This is a genomic window from Pseudomonas sp. LBUM1671 (genome assembly GCF_059695685.1).
Genome location: NZ_CP166782.1, coordinates 5,896,187 through 5,910,086 on the forward strand (window position 1 = coordinate 5,896,187; position 13,900 = coordinate 5,910,086).

Consider the following 13,900-nt stretch of genomic DNA (forward strand, 5'->3'; position numbering starts at 1 on the left):
GCTCCCACACAGGATCTGTGAACAACACAAATCCCCTGTGGGAGCTAGCCTGCTAGCGATGGCTTACTGGAAAGTGCCGCGATTCTGAGCGTTGCGCACGGAAACCTGGTCATTCAGCGTCCAGAAGTCATACAAAACCCCCAGAAAGAACAACCCGCCCGTCACCAGGTACAGCAATCCGCTGATCCACTTCCCCTGATACATCCGGTGTACGCCGAATACCCCGAGAAACGTCAGCAGAATCCACGCCACGTTGTACTCGATAGGCCCGGGGGTAAAACGCAGGTCCGCTTCACGGTCCATCGCCGGGATCAGGAAGACGTCGATCAGCCAGCCAATGCCCAGCAAACCCAAAGTGAAAAACCAGATCGTCCCGGTCACCGGCTTGCCGTAATAGAAGCGGTGAGCCCCGGTAAAACCAAAAATCCACAGCAGGTAACCGATCACTTTGCTGTGCGTGTCGTGCTGCGGGCCGGCCTGTTGATAGGTGTTCATGAAGGACCTCGATTCACACGATAGATAAATATTCTTGAATTCTTTGTGACTTTTTTACAGGTTGCCGACGTATGGCAAATGTTAACGTGGGTTCCGTCAAAGCCTTATACCACCTGAGTTCTGTCCGACAATTGCGTCCATTTGCCGCTTATTTGGTTCCGTTGACCACAACTTGAATCGACCAACGGCCTCGGAAGGGCAAAAAACTCTGTTATAAAGTTGCGCGCTAACTTATATGAGCCTTGCCTAATGCGTCCATTTTTCAAGACATGGCTAACCATTTGCCTTTTGATGCCACTGGCCGCCCACGCCACCAATCGTGAGCAACGTCTTCCAAACGTTAATGGTTACACCCAAAAATCCCATGTTTCTGCTCCTTCGAGCAAAAACAAGAAATCCGAAAAACGTGCTCCACAGCTGGTCAGCAAAAGCAGCCTTGTTCCGCCGATGGCGACCAAGGAAAGCAGCAACGTGCTGAGTCGCGCCGTCAACGTCCTCGGTACACCTTACCGTTGGGGCGGCAGCAGCCCAAGTAAAGGGTTCGATTGCAGCGGCCTGGTGAAATACGCGTTCAACGACGCCACGTTCGACCTGCCGCGCACATCGAATGCCATGGCCAGCGGTCATGGCGAGAAAGTCGATCGCAAGGATCTGAAGCCGGGCGACCTGATTTTCTTCAACATCAAGAGCCGTCGGGTCAATCACGTTGCCATCTACCTGGGCAACGACCGCTTCATCCACGCACCGCGTCGTGGCAAGTCGGTGACCATCGACACCCTGAAGAAACCGTACTGGGAAAGCCACTACGTGGTTGCCAAGCGGGTTCTGCCGAAAGAGAAGAACACGCTTCAGGTGGTTCAGCGCTGATCTGCTGACGCCCTCCTGAAGGCGGGCCTTTGTGGCGAGGGAGCTTGCTCCCGCTGGGCTGCGAAGCGGCCCTAAAAAACCGGGAGCGCTGCGCACTCCAGCGGGAGCAAGCTCCCTCGCCACAGGTCCGCGTTTTCAACCCTCAGAAATTATCCGGCGTCCGCGCCTTCTCCCGCGCATGCTCCCGGCTGATCAAGCCCTTGGTCACCAAGTCCTTCAAACACATATCCAGCGTCTGCATCCCCAGATTGCCCCCGGTCTGAATCGACGAATACATCTGCGCCACCTTGTCTTCGCGGATCAGGTTACGGATTGCCGACGTGCCGAGCATGATTTCGTGCGCCGCAATCCGCCCGCCACCGATCTTCTTGATCAAGGTCTGCGACACCACCGCCAGTAACGACTCGGACAGCATCGAACGCACCATCGACTTCTCGTCCCCCGGAAACACGTCCACCACCCGGTCGATGGTCTTGGCCGCCGACGTGGTGTGCAGCGTGCCGAATACCAAATGGCCAGTCTCGGCGGCGGTCAGCGCCAGGCGAATGGTCTCCAGATCACGCATCTCCCCCACCAGAATTACGTCCGGGTCTTCCCGCAGCGCCGAGCGCAGGGCCGTGGCGAAGCTGCGGGTGTCGCGATGGACTTCACGCTGGTTGATCAGGCATTTGCGCGATTCGTGGACGAATTCGATAGGGTCTTCGATGGTGAGGATGTGGTGATGGCGATGGTTGTTCAGGTAATCGATCATTGCCGCCAGGGTGGTGGACTTGCCGGAACCGGTCGGACCGGTCACCAGCACCAGCCCGCGCGGAGCCTCGGTGATCTTGCGAAACACCTCGCCCATGCCGAGGTCGTCCATGCTCAGGACCTTCGACGGGATGGTCCGGAACACCGCGCCCGCCCCCCGGTTCTGGTTGAAGGCATTGACCCGGAAACGCGCCACACCGGGCACTTCAAAGGAAAAATCAGTTTCCAGGTGTTTCTCGAAGTCCACCCGCTGGGTGTCGTTCATGATGTCGTAGATCAGCTCGTGCACCTGTTTGTGGTCCAGGGCCGGCAGGTTGATGCGCCGCACATCGCCGTCAACGCGAATCATCGGTGGCAGTCCGGCAGACAGGTGCAGGTCGGATGCGCCCTGTTTAGCGCTGAAGGCCAGCAGCTCAGTGATATCCATAGCGCTCCTCAATTCCAGTAGAATGCCGCCAACCTTCAAACCGCCGGCGCCTCTTGATGTCCACGATAGCAGACAACATTCTTCAGGTTAGTTCGCGCATCCGCGCCGCCGCCCTTGCCGCCCACCGCGACGAGCACAGTGTTCAACTGCTGGCGGTGAGCAAGACCAAGCCTGCCGAGGCCGTGCGCGAAGCGTATGCCGCAGGCGTGAGCGATTTTGGCGAGAATTACTTGCAGGAAGCCCTGGGCAAACAGCTCGAATTGGCCGACCTGCCCTTGATCTGGCACTTCATCGGCCCCATTCAATCGAACAAGACTCGCGCTATCGCCGAGCACTTCGCCTGGGTGCATTCCGTGGATCGCTTGAAAATCGCACAACGTCTGTCCGAGCAACGTCCGGCCGATCTGCCTCCCTTGAACATTTGCATCCAGGTCAACGTCAGCGGTGAAGCCAGCAAATCCGGCTGCACCCCGGCCGACCTGCCGGCCCTGGCCAAGGCCATCAGCGAATTGCCGCGCATCACGTTGCGCGGGTTGATGGCGATCCCTGAGCCGACTGAAGACCGCGCCGCCCAGGACGCCGCTTTTGCTGCCGTGCAAAGCCTGCAAGCCAGCCTGAACCTGCCGCTCGACACACTTTCCATGGGCATGAGCCACGACCTCGAGTCGGCCATCGCCCAGGGCGCCACTTGGGTCCGCATCGGAACGGCCCTGTTTGGCGCTCGCGACTACGGTCAACCATGAACAATGGCTGACGCCTCTCTTTATAAGGACCTGACATGAGCAAGACTCGTATTGCCTTTATCGGTGCCGGAAACATGGCTGCCAGCCTGATCGGCGGCCTGCGCGCCAAAGGCCTGGACGCCGCACAGATCCGCGCCAGCGATCCGGGCGCTGAAACCCGCGCCAAGGTGCAGGCCGAACACGGTGTTGAAGTTTTCGCCGACAACGCCGATGCCATTCAAGACGCGGGCGTGGTCGTGCTGGCGGTCAAACCCCAGGCGATGAAAGCCGTGTGCGAAGCGATTCGCCCAAGCCTGAAACCGAATCAACTGGTGGTTTCGATTGCGGCCGGCATCACCTGCGCCAGCATGAACAACTGGCTTGGAGCCCAGCCGATCGTGCGCTGCATGCCCAACACCCCGGCGCTGTTGCGTCAGGGCGTAAGCGGTTTGTTTGCCACGGCCGAAGTGAATGCTGAACAACGCCAGCAAGCTGAAGAACTGTTGTCGGCCGTCGGCATTGCCCTGTGGCTGAACGAAGAGCAGCAACTGGACGCGGTCACCGCCGTCTCCGGCTCGGGCCCGGCGTACTTCTTCCTGCTGATCGAAGCCATGACCGCTGCCGGCGTGAAGCTCGGCCTGCCAGCGGACATCGCCGCCCAACTGACGGTGCAAACCGCATTGGGCGCCGCACACATGGCGGTTGCCAGCGATGTCGACGCGGCTGAATTGCGTCGTCGCGTGACCTCGCCTGCGGGCACCACGGAAGCAGCAATCAAATCGTTCCAGGCCGGCGGCTTCGAAGCGCTGGTCGAAAAAGCACTCGGCGCCGCTGCGCACCGCTCGGCCGAGATGGCTGAGCAACTTGGCCGTTAATCAGCTCTTACAAAGGAATCAATGATGCTTGGACTCAATGACGCTGCCATTTTCATCATCAAAACCCTGGGCAGCCTGTACCTGCTGATCGTACTGATGCGCTTCATCCTGCAACTGGTTCGGGCGAATTTCTACAACCCGCTCTGCCAGTTCATCGTGAAAGCCACTCAACCGTTGCTCAAGCCGCTGCGCCGGGTCATCCCGAGCATGTTCGGGCTGGACATGTCGTCACTGGTATTGGCGCTGATCATTCAGATGCTGCTGATTGCGGTGATCCTGCTGCTCAAAGGCTTCATGGTCGACTGGCTGTTCCTGGTGCCGTGGGCCCTGATCGCGCTCTTCTCGCTGTTTTTGAATATTATTTTCTGGGCGATGATCATCAGTGTGATTCTGTCCTGGGTCGCCCCGGGCAGCCACAATCCGGGTGCAGAGCTGGTCGCGCAGATTACTGAACCGGTACTCGCCCCGTTCCGTCGGATCATTCCGAACCTGGGCGGCCTCGATATCTCGCCGATCTTCGCGTTCATCGTGATCCAGTTGCTGCAAAGCTGGCTGATCCCGCGCCTTGCGAACTTCGCTCTCATGCCGATGGGGCTGCTCGGCCTGATCTGATGAGCTACTTTCGCTGGGACGGTGACGACCTGATTCTGGAGTGTCACCTGCAACCGGCAGCCCGCAGCGATGATTTCTGCGGGCTGCACGGCGATCGGCTGAAGATCCGCCTGACGGCACCACCGGTTGAAGGCAAGGCCAATGCGTATCTCATGGCGTTCCTGGCCAAGGCGTTTGGCGTGTCCAAGAGTCAGGTCAGTTTGATCAGCGGGGAGTTGAACCGGCAGAAACGGGTGCGGATCTGTTCGCCGAAGAAGCTGCCGGATTTGCCCGATCTGCTGCGTCCGGCAGGTTAACCGCGTCATCGTTCTTCGCGAGCAAGCCCGCTCCCACATTGGAATGCGTTCCCCTGTGGGAGCGGGCTTGCTCGCGAATGCCGCACCTCGGACTAACCGAATGAAATCAGGCCCGCCCTTTGCTTGCCGCTAACCCCAGCGGTCTTTAGACTTACGCCTCATTTCAACGAGAGCAGGGTCGATGCCAACTGCCTTTCCCGCCGATTCTGTTGGTCTGGTGACGCCGCAAGTGGCGCACTTCAGTGAACCCCTGGCCTTGGCCTGCGGCCGTTCGCTTCCAGCTTATGACCTCATTTACGAAACCTACGGCACGCTGAACGCCACGGCGAGCAACGCCGTGCTGATCTGCCACGCCCTTTCCGGTCACCACCACGCTGCCGGCTTCCACAGCCCTGACGATCGCAAACCCGGTTGGTGGGACAGCTGCATCGGCCCCGGCAAGCCGATCGACACCAACAAATTCTTCGTGGTCAGCCTGAACAACCTCGGCGGCTGCAACGGCTCCACCGGCCCGAGCAGCGTCAACCCGGAGACCGGCAAGCCGTTCGGCGCCGACTTCCCGGTGCTGACCGTGGAAGACTGGGTGCACAGCCAGGCGCGCCTGGCCGACCTGCTCGGCATCCGCCAATGGGCCGCGGTGATTGGCGGCAGTCTCGGCGGCATGCAGGCGATGCAGTGGAGCATCACTTACCCTGATCGCATTCGTCATTGCCTGGCTATCGCCTCGGCCCCCAAGCTGTCGGCGCAGAACATCGCCTTCAACGAAGTGGCGCGCCAGGCGATCCTCACCGACCCCGAATTCCACGGCGGCTCGTTCCAGGAAGCGGGCGTGATCCCCAAGCGCGGCTTGATGCTGGCGCGAATGGTCGGGCACATCACCTACCTGTCGGATGACTCGATGGGTGAAAAATTCGGCCGTGGCCTCAAGAGCGAAAAGCTCAACTACGACTTCCACAGCGTCGAGTTCCAGGTCGAAAGCTACCTGCGTTATCAGGGTGAAGAGTTCTCCGGGCGTTTCGATGCCAACACTTATTTGCTGATGACCAAGGCGCTGGACTACTTCGACCCGGCAGCTAACTTCGACGATGACCTGGCGAAGACCTTCGCCCATGCCCAGGCCAAGTTCTGCGTGATGTCGTTCACCACCGACTGGCGCTTCTCCCCTGCCCGCTCGCGGGAACTGGTGGACGCGCTGATGGCGGCGAAGAAAGACGTCTGTTACCTCGAGATCGATGCTCCGCAAGGCCACGACGCCTTCCTGATTCCGATCCCGCGCTACTTGCAGGCCTTCAGCAATTACATGAACCGCATTACGTTGTGAGAAAGCCATGAGAGCTGATCTGGAAATCATCCAGGAATGGATCCCCGCCGGCAGCCGCGTGCTCGACCTCGGTTGCGGCGATGGCGAATTGCTGACCTGGCTGCGCGATAACAAGCAAGTCACCGGCTATGGCCTGGAAAACGACCCGGACAACATCGCCGAATGCGTGGCCAAGGGCATCAACGTGATCGAGCAGGACCTGGATAAGGGCCTGGGCAACTTCGCCAGCAACAGCTTCGACGTCGTGGTCATGACCCAGGCGCTGCAAGCTGTGCATTACCCGGACAGAATCCTCGACGAAATGCTGCGGGTCGGCCGCCAGTGCATCATCACCTTCCCGAATTTCGGTCACTGGCGCTGCCGCTGGTACCTGGCGAGCAAGGGCCGGATGCCGGTGTCCGAGTTCCTGCCGTACACCTGGTACAACACGCCGAACATCCACTTCTGCACCTTCGAAGACTTTGAAGCACTTTGTCGCGAACGTGAAGCGAAGGTCATTGATCGGCTTGCCGTGGATCAACAGCACCGCCACGGGTGGGCCAGTAAGCTATGGCCTAATCTATTAGGTGAAATCGGTATTTACCGCGTCAGCAGCCCAGGGCTGCAGGATCACAAGATTGCGGTTTGACCACGACATTCCAAGGAGAACGATCATGGGTCGTCTAGCGCTGTTTGTACTTACTGCCTGCCTGAGCGTCACCGCGATGGCCGCCGACGTCATCAAAGGTGATCGTCAGGAAAAGTTTGGCGATGTGACGGTGCATTACAACACCTTCAACTCCACCTTCCTGACACCCGATATCGCTAAAGCCGCTGAGCTCACCCGCAGCAAGAATCAAGGCGTGATCAACGTTTCGGTGATCAAGGACGGCAAGCCGCTGATCGCTCAAGTCAGTGGTACGGTCAAAGACCTGACCAGCCAAAGCGTGCCGCTGAAATTCAAACAGATCACCGAACAAGGCGCGATCTACTACATCGCCCAGTTCCCGGTCGACCAGCAGGAAGTCCGCACCTTCGAGATCAAGGTGCAGAGTGGCGACAAAACCAACACCATCAATTTCAACCAAGAGCTTTTCCCCGGCGAATGATCAACTTCACGCAACTCGTACTGGCCAGCCACAACGCCGGCAAACTCAAGGAACTCCAGGCCATGCTCGGTGCGTCGGTGCAACTGCGCTCGATCGGCGAGTTCAGCAGCGTCGAGCCTGAAGAAACCGGCCTGTCGTTCGTCGAAAACGCCATCCTCAAGGCCCGCAATGCCGCGCGCATCTCCGGTCTGCCGGCGCTGGCCGACGATTCCGGGCTGGCAGTGGATTTCCTTGGCGGTGCGCCGGGCATCTACTCGGCCCGTTACGCCGATGGCCAAGGCGATGCGGCGAACAACGCCAAACTGCTCGACGCCATGAAAGACGTGCCGGAAGCCGAGCGCGGCGCGCAGTTCGTTTGTGTGCTGGCGCTGGTGCGTCACGCCGACGATCCATTGCCGATCCTCTGCGAAGGCCTGTGGCACGGACGCATCCTGCACGCCGCCAGCGGTGAACACGGGTTTGGCTACGACCCGCTGTTCTGGGTGCCGTCGCGCGATTGCTCCAGCGCCGAGCTGAGCCCGAGCGAGAAGAACCTCATCAGCCACCGCGCCCGTGCAATGGATCTGCTGCGCCAGCGTCTAGGCCTGTTATGACCCTTGAATCATCCGCATCACCGCTGATCTTCGGCGGTGCCGCCTCATCGCCTCGGACCGCGCTCCCCGTGCTGCCGCCCTTGGCGCTGTACATCCACATCCCGTGGTGTGTGCGCAAATGCCCTTATTGCGACTTCAACTCCCACACCGCCAGCCCGGTGCTGCCGGAGCAGGAGTACGTCGACGCGTTGCTGGCCGACCTCGATCAGGACCTGCATGCGGTTTACGGCCGTGAACTGAGCTCGATCTTCTTCGGCGGCGGCACGCCGAGCCTGTTCAGCGCCGAAGCCTTGGGCCGTTTGCTCAAAGGCGTCGAGCAGCGCATCCCGTTTGCCAGCGACATCGAAATCACCCTGGAAGCCAATCCGGGTACCTTCGAGCAAGAGAAATTCGTCGCCTACCGCGCACTGGGCATCAATCGCCTGTCGATCGGCATTCAGAGTTTCCAGGAAGAGAAACTCAAGGCGTTGGGGCGAATTCACAACGGCGACGAAGCGGTTCGAGCCGCCGGCATGGCGCGTCAGGCTGGGTTCGATAACTTCAACCTGGACTTGATGCACGGCTTGCCGGATCAGTCGCTGGACGATGCGTTGAGCGACCTGCGCCAGGCCATCGCCCTGAAGCCGACCCATCTGTCCTGGTATCAGCTGACGCTGGAGCCGAACACGGTGTTCTGGAACCAGCCACCGACGCTGCCGGAAGACGACACGTTGTGGGACATTCAGGAAGCCGGCCAGGCGCTGCTCGCCGAACACGGTTACGCGCAATACGAGGTCTCGGCCTATGCGCAACCCGGTCGCCCGGCGCGGCATAACCTCAATTACTGGAGCTTCGGCGACTTCATCGGCATCGGCGCCGGCGCCCATGGCAAGCTCAGCCATCCGGACGGGCGCATTGTGCGCACCTGGAAGACGCGCCTGCCGAAGGATTACCTGAACCCGGCGAAAAGCTTCAAGGCTGGCGAGAAAGCGCTGACCAACGAAGAGCTGCCGTTCGAGTTTTTGATGAATGCGTTGCGCCTGACTGAGGGCGTCGAGTCGCGGCTGTACCCGGAACGCACCGGGCTGAGCCTGGAAAGCCTCGCCGAAGGCCGCCGGGAAGCCGAACAAAGCGGCCTGTTGCAGGTCGAACCGTCACGTCTGGCGGCGACTGATCGCGGACAGCTGTTTCTCAATGACTTGCTGCAAACATTTCTGAGCTGATTTCAGCCTTAGGGGAAAACGAATGGATTTGATACTCGACCTGCTCGCCACCGTCTCTCGCTGGAGCCGCAGCAACCTGTCAGAGATTTCTCTGGCATTGGTGGGCTGCCTGCTAGTGCTGTTTGGCGCCGATATCAAAGGCTGGGTCGACCAACGCCTGGGCAGCATCGCCGGCGCGTTGCGCGTGCCGTTGCTCGCTCTGGTGTGCATGATCGGGAGCGGCGTGGCGCTGATCTACGCCACGCCATGGATCATCAAAGGCCTGAGCCAGTTCAACAACTACAGCCTGGCACCGGTGTTGTTGGTGGTGCTGGTGCTGATCGGCGTGGTAGCTGACCGCCGCTGACCTTTGACTACACCCAAAACAACTGTGGGAGCGAGCCTGCTCGCGATGGCGTCATAACATTCAACATCTTCGTTGACTGTCAGACCGCAATCGCGAGCAGGCTCGCTCCCACAGTTTTTACAGCGATACGGCTCAGGACTGTTTTTCGAACTTCAGGTCCCACACGCCATGCCCAAGACGTTCGCCGCGGCGTTCGAACTTGGTGATCGGGCGTTCGGTCGGGCGCGGGACGCATTTGCCGTCTTCGGCCAGGTTGCGATAACCCGGCGCGACGTTCATCACTTCCAGCATGTACTCGGCATACGGCTCCCAGTCGGTGGCCATGTGCAGGATGCCGCCGACCTTCAACTTGCTGCGCACCAGTTCAGCGAAGGACGCCTGAACGATACGGCGCTTGTGGTGACGGCTCTTGTGCCATGGGTCCGGGAAAAACAGCATCAGGCGATCGAGGCTGTTGTCGGCGATGCAACGGTTGAGCACTTCGATCGCGTCGCAATCGTAGACCCGCAGGTTGGTCAGGCCCTGAGTCAGCACGCCATTGAGCAGCGCGCCCACACCCGGACGGTGCACTTCCACGCCAATGAAATCCTGTTCCGGCGAGGCTGCGGCCATTTCCAGCAGCGAATGGCCCATGCCGAAACCGATTTCCAGCGAACGCGGTGCCGAGCGACCGAATACCTGGTCGAAGTCCACCGGCGCGTCGGCCAATGGCAGCACGAACAGCGGCGTGCCCTGGTCCAGACCACGTTGCTGGCCTTCGGTCATGCGCCCGGCGCGCATCACAAAACTCTTGATGCGGCGATGTTGGCGCTCGTCGCCTTCTTCCGTCTGGATTGGCGTGTCGTTTGATTCAGTCATCAATGGCTCTTACTTGATCAGACCATCCAGCGGCGAGGAGGCGCTGGCATAGAGTTTTTTCGGCATGCGGCCGGCGAGGTAGGCCAGGCGGCCCGCGACGATGGCGTGTTTCATGGCTTCAGCCATCATGATCGGCTGCTGGGCGTGGGCGATGGCCGAGTTCATCAGCACCGCTTCGCAACCCAGCTCCATGGCGATGGTGGCGTCGGAAGCCGTACCGACACCGGCATCCACCAATACGGGAATCTTGGCTTCTTCGAGGATGATCTGCAGGTTGTACGGGTTGCAGATCCCCAGGCCCGTGCCGATCAGACCGGCCAGCGGCATCACTGCAATAACACCAATTTCCGCCAGTTGACGGGCAATGATCGGGTCATCGCTGGTGTAGACCATCACGTCGAAGCCTTCCTTGACCAGCACTTCGGCGGCCTTGAGGGTTTCGATCACGTTGGGGAACAGGGTTTTCTGGTCCGCCAGCACTTCCAGCTTCACCAGGTTGTGGCCACCGAGCAGCTCACGGGCCAGGCGGCAGGTGCGCACAGCCTCGGTCGCGTCGAAGCAACCGGCGGTGTTCGGCAGGAAGGTGTAGCGATCCGGCGACAGGACTTCGAGCAGGTTCGGTTCGCCCGGGTTCTGGCCGAGGTTGGTGCGGCGAACGGCGAAGGTCACGATCTCGGCACCCGAGGCTTCGATGGCCAGGCGGGTTTCTTCCATGTCGCGGTACTTGCCGGTGCCTACCAGCAAACGCGACTGGTAAGTACGACCGGCCAGGACGAAGGGCTTGTCGCTACGAACGATGCTCATGGGAAATCCTCTGTAGGGGTGAGGTTCTTGCAGAATTCTGTGCTCTTGCGGGCCGGGCGACTAGCCACCGCCGATGGCGTGGACGACTTCGACGCTGTCGCCGTCGTTCAGCGTGGTTTCCGCATGCTGGCTGCGCGGGACGATATCCAGATTGAGTTCGACCGCCACCCGGCGTCCGGTCAGTTCCAGACGGGTCAGCAGGGCCGCAACGGTTTCACCGTCGGGCAGTTCAAGGGATTCGCCGTTCAACTGAATGCGCATGCCGGAAGCCGCCATCATTTTTAGGGGCTGGCATTCTAGCCCGATCAGTCTTGGCGACCCAAGCCATTCGTCATGAAATGGACCGCCCGGTCAGCTCAACCGCCAGGCGGCAAGCCCCAGGCAGAACCAGCCGACCAGGAATGCCAGGCCGCCGAAGGGTGTGACGATCCCGAGCTTGCTGATGCCGGTCAGTGTCAGCAGGTACAGACTGCCGGAAAACAGCAGGATGCCGATGGCAAACGAGGCGCCAGCCCAGGTCATCAAGCGCCCAGGAATCTGCGTGGCCAGAAATGCCACGCCCAGCAGGGCCAGGGTGTGCACCAATTGGTAGGTGACGCCGGTGTGGAAAATTGCCAGGTATTCAGGCGTCAGACGGTTTTTCAGGCCGTGGGCGGCGAACGCGCCAAGGGCAACGCCAGTGAAGCCGAAGAAAGCGGCCAGCATCAGAAAGCCACGCAGCATGAAGAACTCCAGTCAGACTCGATCAACAGGGTCTGTATAATGGCCCGCTCAACGGGTTCGGCCAAGCCATCTCTATGCTGCGTATATTTTTGCGACGATTCACTAAGGCCCTGCTCTGGTTCGCGGGCGGCAGCGTATTGCTGGTGCTGATTTTTCGGGTAGTCCCACCTCCGGGAACGGCGTTGATGGTCGAGCGCAAGGTCGAATCCTGGTTCGACGGCGAGCCCATCGACCTGCAACGCACCTGGAAACCCTGGGATGAAATCTCTGACGACCTGAAAGTCGCAGTGATCGCGGGCGAGGATCAGAAATTCCCGGAGCATTGGGGTTTTGACTTTGGGGCGATCCAGAAAGCCTTGGCCCATAACGAGCTCGGCGGTTCGATTCGCGGTGCCAGCACCCTGAGCCAGCAGGTCTCGAAGAATCTGTTTTTGTGGTCCGGCCGCAGCTGGCTGCGTAAAGGCCTGGAGGCGTGGTTCACCGGGCTGATCGAAGTGCTCTGGCCCAAGCAGCGGATACTTGAGGTGTACCTGAACAGCGTCGAGTGGGATGACGGGGTGTTTGGCGCGGAAGCGGCGGCCCGGCATCACTTTGGCGTTGGTGCCAAGTCTCTTTCCCGGCAGCAGGCGAGCTTGCTGGCGGCAGTACTGCCTAACCCGCGGGTTTGGAGTGCAAGTCATCCAACCAACTATGTTGCGCGTCGGGCTGGGTGGATTCGTCAGCAGATGAGTCAGTTGGGGGGCGATAGCTATCTGGTTGGCATCAATGATTCACGCCGGGCGCCTTGGTCCCAATAACACTGCAAATCCCCTGTGGGAGCGAGCCTGCTCGCGATAGCGGTAGATTATTCAACATCTGTACCGACTGACCTGACGCCATCGCGAGCAGGCTCGCTCCCACAGGGGCCGGCGCCAGCCGGATAAATGGGCACAAAAAAAACGCCCCGATCAATGATCGGGGCGTTTTTTATTGCCTGTTCGCTGCGTTAAGCGGCGATCGACAACTTGAGCTTGTTCATCGCGCTCTTCTCGAGCTGACGAATACGCTCGGCCGACACGTTGTACTTCTGCGCCAGGTCGTGCAGCGTCGCTTTTTCTTCTGCCAGCCAGCGCTGGTAGAGGATGTCACGACTGCGGTCGTCCAGCACTTCCAGCGCTTCGTGCAGGTTGTGGTTGGAGTTGTCGCTCCAATCGGCATCTTCCAGTTGACGGGCCGGGTCGTACCGGTGGTCTTCCAGATAGTTGGCCGGCGACTGGAAAGCACTGTCGTCGTCCGCTTCCGCGGCCGGGTCGAAGGCCATGTCATGGCCGGTCAGGCGACTTTCCATCTCGCGCACTTCCCGCGGCTCTACGCCGAGGCTTTCCGCCACACGGTGGACTTCCTCGTTGTTCAGCCACGCCAGGCGTTTCTTCTGGCTGCGCAGGTTGAAGAACAGCTTGCGCTGGGCCTTGGTGGTCGCGACTTTCACAATGCGCCAGTTGCGCAGGATGAACTCGTGAATTTCCGCCTTGATCCAGTGCACCGCGAACGAAACCAGACGCACACCCATTTCCGGGTTGAAGCGCTTAACGGCCTTCATCAGGCCGACGTTGCCTTCCTGGATCAGGTCAGCCTGAGCCAGGCCGTAGCCGGAATAGCTACGGGCGATATGTACGACAAAACGCAGGTGGGCGAGCACCATCTGCCGAGCCGCCCCCAAATCCTGCTCATAATAGAGACTCTCGGCCAGTTCACGCTCCTGCTCCGGCGTCAGCAATGGAATGCTGTTCACGGTGTGCACATAGGCCTCCAGGTTCGCACCCGGGACCAGAGCATATGCAGGTTGCAAAGAATTGGTCATACGAAAAAACCTCCGACTTACATAACTCGTGCAGTTCAGCACTGCGAAAATTGACCGGAAACCGAAAGACAAGTTCCCATA

At 59.9% G+C, this 13,900-nt stretch carries 19 protein-coding genes; 12 read left to right on the forward strand and 7 right to left on the reverse strand.

The annotated features are described in order from the left end of the window. Positions 1-63: 63 nt before the first annotated feature. Positions 64-495 (reverse strand): NINE protein, encoded by a 432-nt coding sequence (locus tag ACA060_RS27280; RefSeq protein WP_497314272.1) that lies wholly within the window; start codon positions 493-495, stop codon positions 64-66. 249 nt (positions 496-744) lie between these two features. On the opposite strand from ACA060_RS27280, the gene ACA060_RS27285 reads away from it, so the two are divergent. Beyond that, a complete protein-coding gene (locus ACA060_RS27285) occupies positions 745-1,362 on the forward strand; it encodes a C40 family peptidase (protein ID WP_461956131.1) in 618 nt (205 codons plus the stop codon). Positions 1,363-1,504: 142 nt separating this feature from the next. On the opposite strand, the gene ACA060_RS27290 is transcribed toward ACA060_RS27285, so the two are convergent. Next, positions 1,505-2,539: a type IV pilus twitching motility protein PilT gene (locus ACA060_RS27290; protein ID WP_497314274.1), complete on the reverse strand. Its 1,035-nt coding sequence runs from the start codon at positions 2,537-2,539 to the stop codon at positions 1,505-1,507. A 56-nt stretch (positions 2,540-2,595) separates the two neighbouring features. On the opposite strand from ACA060_RS27290, the gene ACA060_RS27295 reads away from it, so the two are divergent. The 10 genes from ACA060_RS27295 to ACA060_RS27340 all read left to right on the forward strand — a co-directional run bounded on the left by ACA060_RS27295 (position 2,596) and on the right by ACA060_RS27340 (position 9,594). Beyond that, positions 2,596-3,282 carry a YggS family pyridoxal phosphate-dependent enzyme gene (locus ACA060_RS27295; protein ID WP_109635593.1) on the forward strand — a complete coding sequence of 229 codons (687 nt, stop codon included), beginning with the start codon at positions 2,596-2,598 and terminating at the stop codon, positions 3,280-3,282. 35 nt (positions 3,283-3,317) lie between these two features. Continuing rightward, a complete protein-coding gene (proC, locus tag ACA060_RS27300) occupies positions 3,318-4,136 on the forward strand; it encodes a pyrroline-5-carboxylate reductase (protein ID WP_497314276.1) in 819 nt (272 codons plus the stop codon). A 24-nt stretch (positions 4,137-4,160) separates the two neighbouring features. After that, positions 4,161-4,748: a YggT family protein gene (locus tag ACA060_RS27305; protein WP_010466835.1), complete on the forward strand. Its 588-nt coding sequence runs from the start codon at positions 4,161-4,163 to the stop codon at positions 4,746-4,748. Further along, positions 4,748-5,044, forward strand: a complete 297-nt coding sequence (locus ACA060_RS27310) for a DUF167 domain-containing protein (protein ID WP_008007416.1) — start codon at positions 4,748-4,750, stop codon at positions 5,042-5,044. The genes ACA060_RS27305 and ACA060_RS27310 overlap by 1 nt, the downstream gene beginning before the upstream one ends. A gap of 181 nt (positions 5,045-5,225) precedes the next feature. Then, the gene (gene metX, locus ACA060_RS27315; RefSeq protein WP_109635598.1) at positions 5,226-6,365 is read left to right on the forward strand and encodes a homoserine O-succinyltransferase MetX; all 1,140 of its coding nucleotides are present in this window, start codon (positions 5,226-5,228) and stop codon (positions 6,363-6,365) included. Positions 6,366-6,372: 7 nt separating this feature from the next. Continuing rightward, complete coding sequence (gene metW / locus ACA060_RS27320; protein ID WP_010466828.1) at positions 6,373-6,993, forward strand: methionine biosynthesis protein MetW; 621 nt, start codon at positions 6,373-6,375, stop codon at positions 6,991-6,993. Between the two features lie 25 nt (positions 6,994-7,018). Then, a complete protein-coding gene (locus ACA060_RS27325; RefSeq protein ID WP_109635600.1) occupies positions 7,019-7,453 on the forward strand; it encodes a DUF4426 domain-containing protein in 435 nt (144 codons plus the stop codon). Continuing rightward, positions 7,450-8,046 carry an RdgB/HAM1 family non-canonical purine NTP pyrophosphatase gene (gene rdgB, locus ACA060_RS27330; protein ID WP_109635601.1) on the forward strand — a complete coding sequence of 199 codons (597 nt, stop codon included), beginning with the start codon at positions 7,450-7,452 and terminating at the stop codon, positions 8,044-8,046. The genes ACA060_RS27325 and rdgB overlap by 4 nt, the downstream gene beginning before the upstream one ends. Beyond that, on the forward strand, positions 8,043-9,248 hold the full coding sequence (gene hemW, locus ACA060_RS27335) for a radical SAM family heme chaperone HemW (RefSeq protein ID WP_497314280.1): 1,206 nt from the start codon (positions 8,043-8,045) through the stop codon (positions 9,246-9,248). The genes rdgB and hemW overlap by 4 nt, the downstream gene beginning before the upstream one ends. Positions 9,249-9,270: 22 nt before the next feature. Continuing rightward, positions 9,271-9,594, forward strand: coding sequence for a DUF3392 domain-containing protein (locus ACA060_RS27340; protein ID WP_131061120.1), 324 nt, complete (start codon positions 9,271-9,273; stop codon positions 9,592-9,594). Between the two features lie 132 nt (positions 9,595-9,726). Here the strand turns inward: ACA060_RS27340 and trmB are convergent, their stop codons facing one another. From trmB to ACA060_RS27360, 4 genes are all read right to left on the reverse strand, one after another. Then, on the reverse strand, positions 9,727-10,452 hold the full coding sequence (trmB, locus tag ACA060_RS27345) for a tRNA (guanosine(46)-N7)-methyltransferase TrmB (RefSeq protein ID WP_497314282.1): 726 nt from the start codon (positions 10,450-10,452) through the stop codon (positions 9,727-9,729). Between the two features lie 9 nt (positions 10,453-10,461). Next, a complete protein-coding gene (locus tag ACA060_RS27350; RefSeq protein ID WP_008068101.1) occupies positions 10,462-11,256 on the reverse strand; it encodes a thiazole synthase in 795 nt (264 codons plus the stop codon). 60 nt (positions 11,257-11,316) lie between these two features. Beyond that, the gene (gene thiS / locus ACA060_RS27355) at positions 11,317-11,517 is read right to left on the reverse strand and encodes a sulfur carrier protein ThiS (RefSeq protein WP_007897898.1); all 201 of its coding nucleotides are present in this window, start codon (positions 11,515-11,517) and stop codon (positions 11,317-11,319) included. A 90-nt stretch (positions 11,518-11,607) separates the two neighbouring features. Next, positions 11,608-11,979 (reverse strand): DUF423 domain-containing protein, encoded by a 372-nt coding sequence (locus ACA060_RS27360; RefSeq protein WP_497314284.1) that lies wholly within the window; start codon positions 11,977-11,979, stop codon positions 11,608-11,610. Positions 11,980-12,053: 74 nt separating this feature from the next. On the opposite strand from ACA060_RS27360, the gene mtgA reads away from it, so the two are divergent. Continuing rightward, positions 12,054-12,776, forward strand: coding sequence for a monofunctional biosynthetic peptidoglycan transglycosylase (gene mtgA, locus ACA060_RS27365; protein WP_497314286.1), 723 nt, complete (start codon positions 12,054-12,056; stop codon positions 12,774-12,776). A 188-nt stretch (positions 12,777-12,964) separates the two neighbouring features. Here mtgA and rpoH read toward each other — a convergent pair whose 3' ends face one another. Beyond that, on the reverse strand, positions 12,965-13,819 hold the full coding sequence (gene rpoH / locus ACA060_RS27370) for an RNA polymerase sigma factor RpoH (protein WP_007897890.1): 855 nt from the start codon (positions 13,817-13,819) through the stop codon (positions 12,965-12,967). Between the last annotated feature and the right edge of the window lie 81 nt (positions 13,820-13,900).

Excerpts from the sequence above, each read along its gene's own strand:
- rpoH (WP_007897890.1), bottom strand. The coding sequence starts at position 13,819 with ATGACCAATTCTTTGCAACCTGCATATGCTCTGGTCCCGGGTGCGAAC.
- ACA060_RS27325 (WP_109635600.1), top strand. The coding sequence starts at position 7,019 with ATGGGTCGTCTAGCGCTGTTTGTACTTACTGCCTGCCTGAGCGTCACC.
- thiS (WP_007897898.1), bottom strand. The coding sequence starts at position 11,517 with ATGCGCATTCAGTTGAACGGCGAATCCCTTGAACTGCCCGACGGTGAA.
- ACA060_RS27360 (WP_497314284.1), bottom strand. The coding sequence starts at position 11,979 with ATGCTGCGTGGCTTTCTGATGCTGGCCGCTTTCTTCGGCTTCACTGGC.
- ACA060_RS27285 (WP_461956131.1), top strand. The coding sequence starts at position 745 with ATGCGTCCATTTTTCAAGACATGGCTAACCATTTGCCTTTTGATGCCA.
- metX (WP_109635598.1), top strand. The coding sequence starts at position 5,226 with ATGCCAACTGCCTTTCCCGCCGATTCTGTTGGTCTGGTGACGCCGCAA.
- proC (WP_497314276.1), top strand. The coding sequence starts at position 3,318 with ATGAGCAAGACTCGTATTGCCTTTATCGGTGCCGGAAACATGGCTGCC.
- metW (WP_010466828.1), top strand. The coding sequence starts at position 6,373 with ATGAGAGCTGATCTGGAAATCATCCAGGAATGGATCCCCGCCGGCAGC.
- rdgB (WP_109635601.1), top strand. The coding sequence starts at position 7,450 with ATGATCAACTTCACGCAACTCGTACTGGCCAGCCACAACGCCGGCAAA.
- ACA060_RS27295 (WP_109635593.1), top strand. The coding sequence starts at position 2,596 with ATGTCCACGATAGCAGACAACATTCTTCAGGTTAGTTCGCGCATCCGC.
- ACA060_RS27305 (WP_010466835.1), top strand. The coding sequence starts at position 4,161 with ATGCTTGGACTCAATGACGCTGCCATTTTCATCATCAAAACCCTGGGC.
- ACA060_RS27290 (WP_497314274.1), bottom strand. The coding sequence starts at position 2,539 with ATGGATATCACTGAGCTGCTGGCCTTCAGCGCTAAACAGGGCGCATCC.
- ACA060_RS27280 (WP_497314272.1), bottom strand. The coding sequence starts at position 495 with ATGAACACCTATCAACAGGCCGGCCCGCAGCACGACACGCACAGCAAA.
- hemW (WP_497314280.1), top strand. The coding sequence starts at position 8,043 with ATGACCCTTGAATCATCCGCATCACCGCTGATCTTCGGCGGTGCCGCC.
- ACA060_RS27340 (WP_131061120.1), top strand. The coding sequence starts at position 9,271 with ATGGATTTGATACTCGACCTGCTCGCCACCGTCTCTCGCTGGAGCCGC.
- trmB (WP_497314282.1), bottom strand. The coding sequence starts at position 10,452 with ATGACTGAATCAAACGACACGCCAATCCAGACGGAAGAAGGCGACGAG.
- ACA060_RS27350 (WP_008068101.1), bottom strand. The coding sequence starts at position 11,256 with ATGAGCATCGTTCGTAGCGACAAGCCCTTCGTCCTGGCCGGTCGTACT.
- ACA060_RS27310 (WP_008007416.1), top strand. The coding sequence starts at position 4,748 with ATGAGCTACTTTCGCTGGGACGGTGACGACCTGATTCTGGAGTGTCAC.
- mtgA (WP_497314286.1), top strand. The coding sequence starts at position 12,054 with ATGCTGCGTATATTTTTGCGACGATTCACTAAGGCCCTGCTCTGGTTC.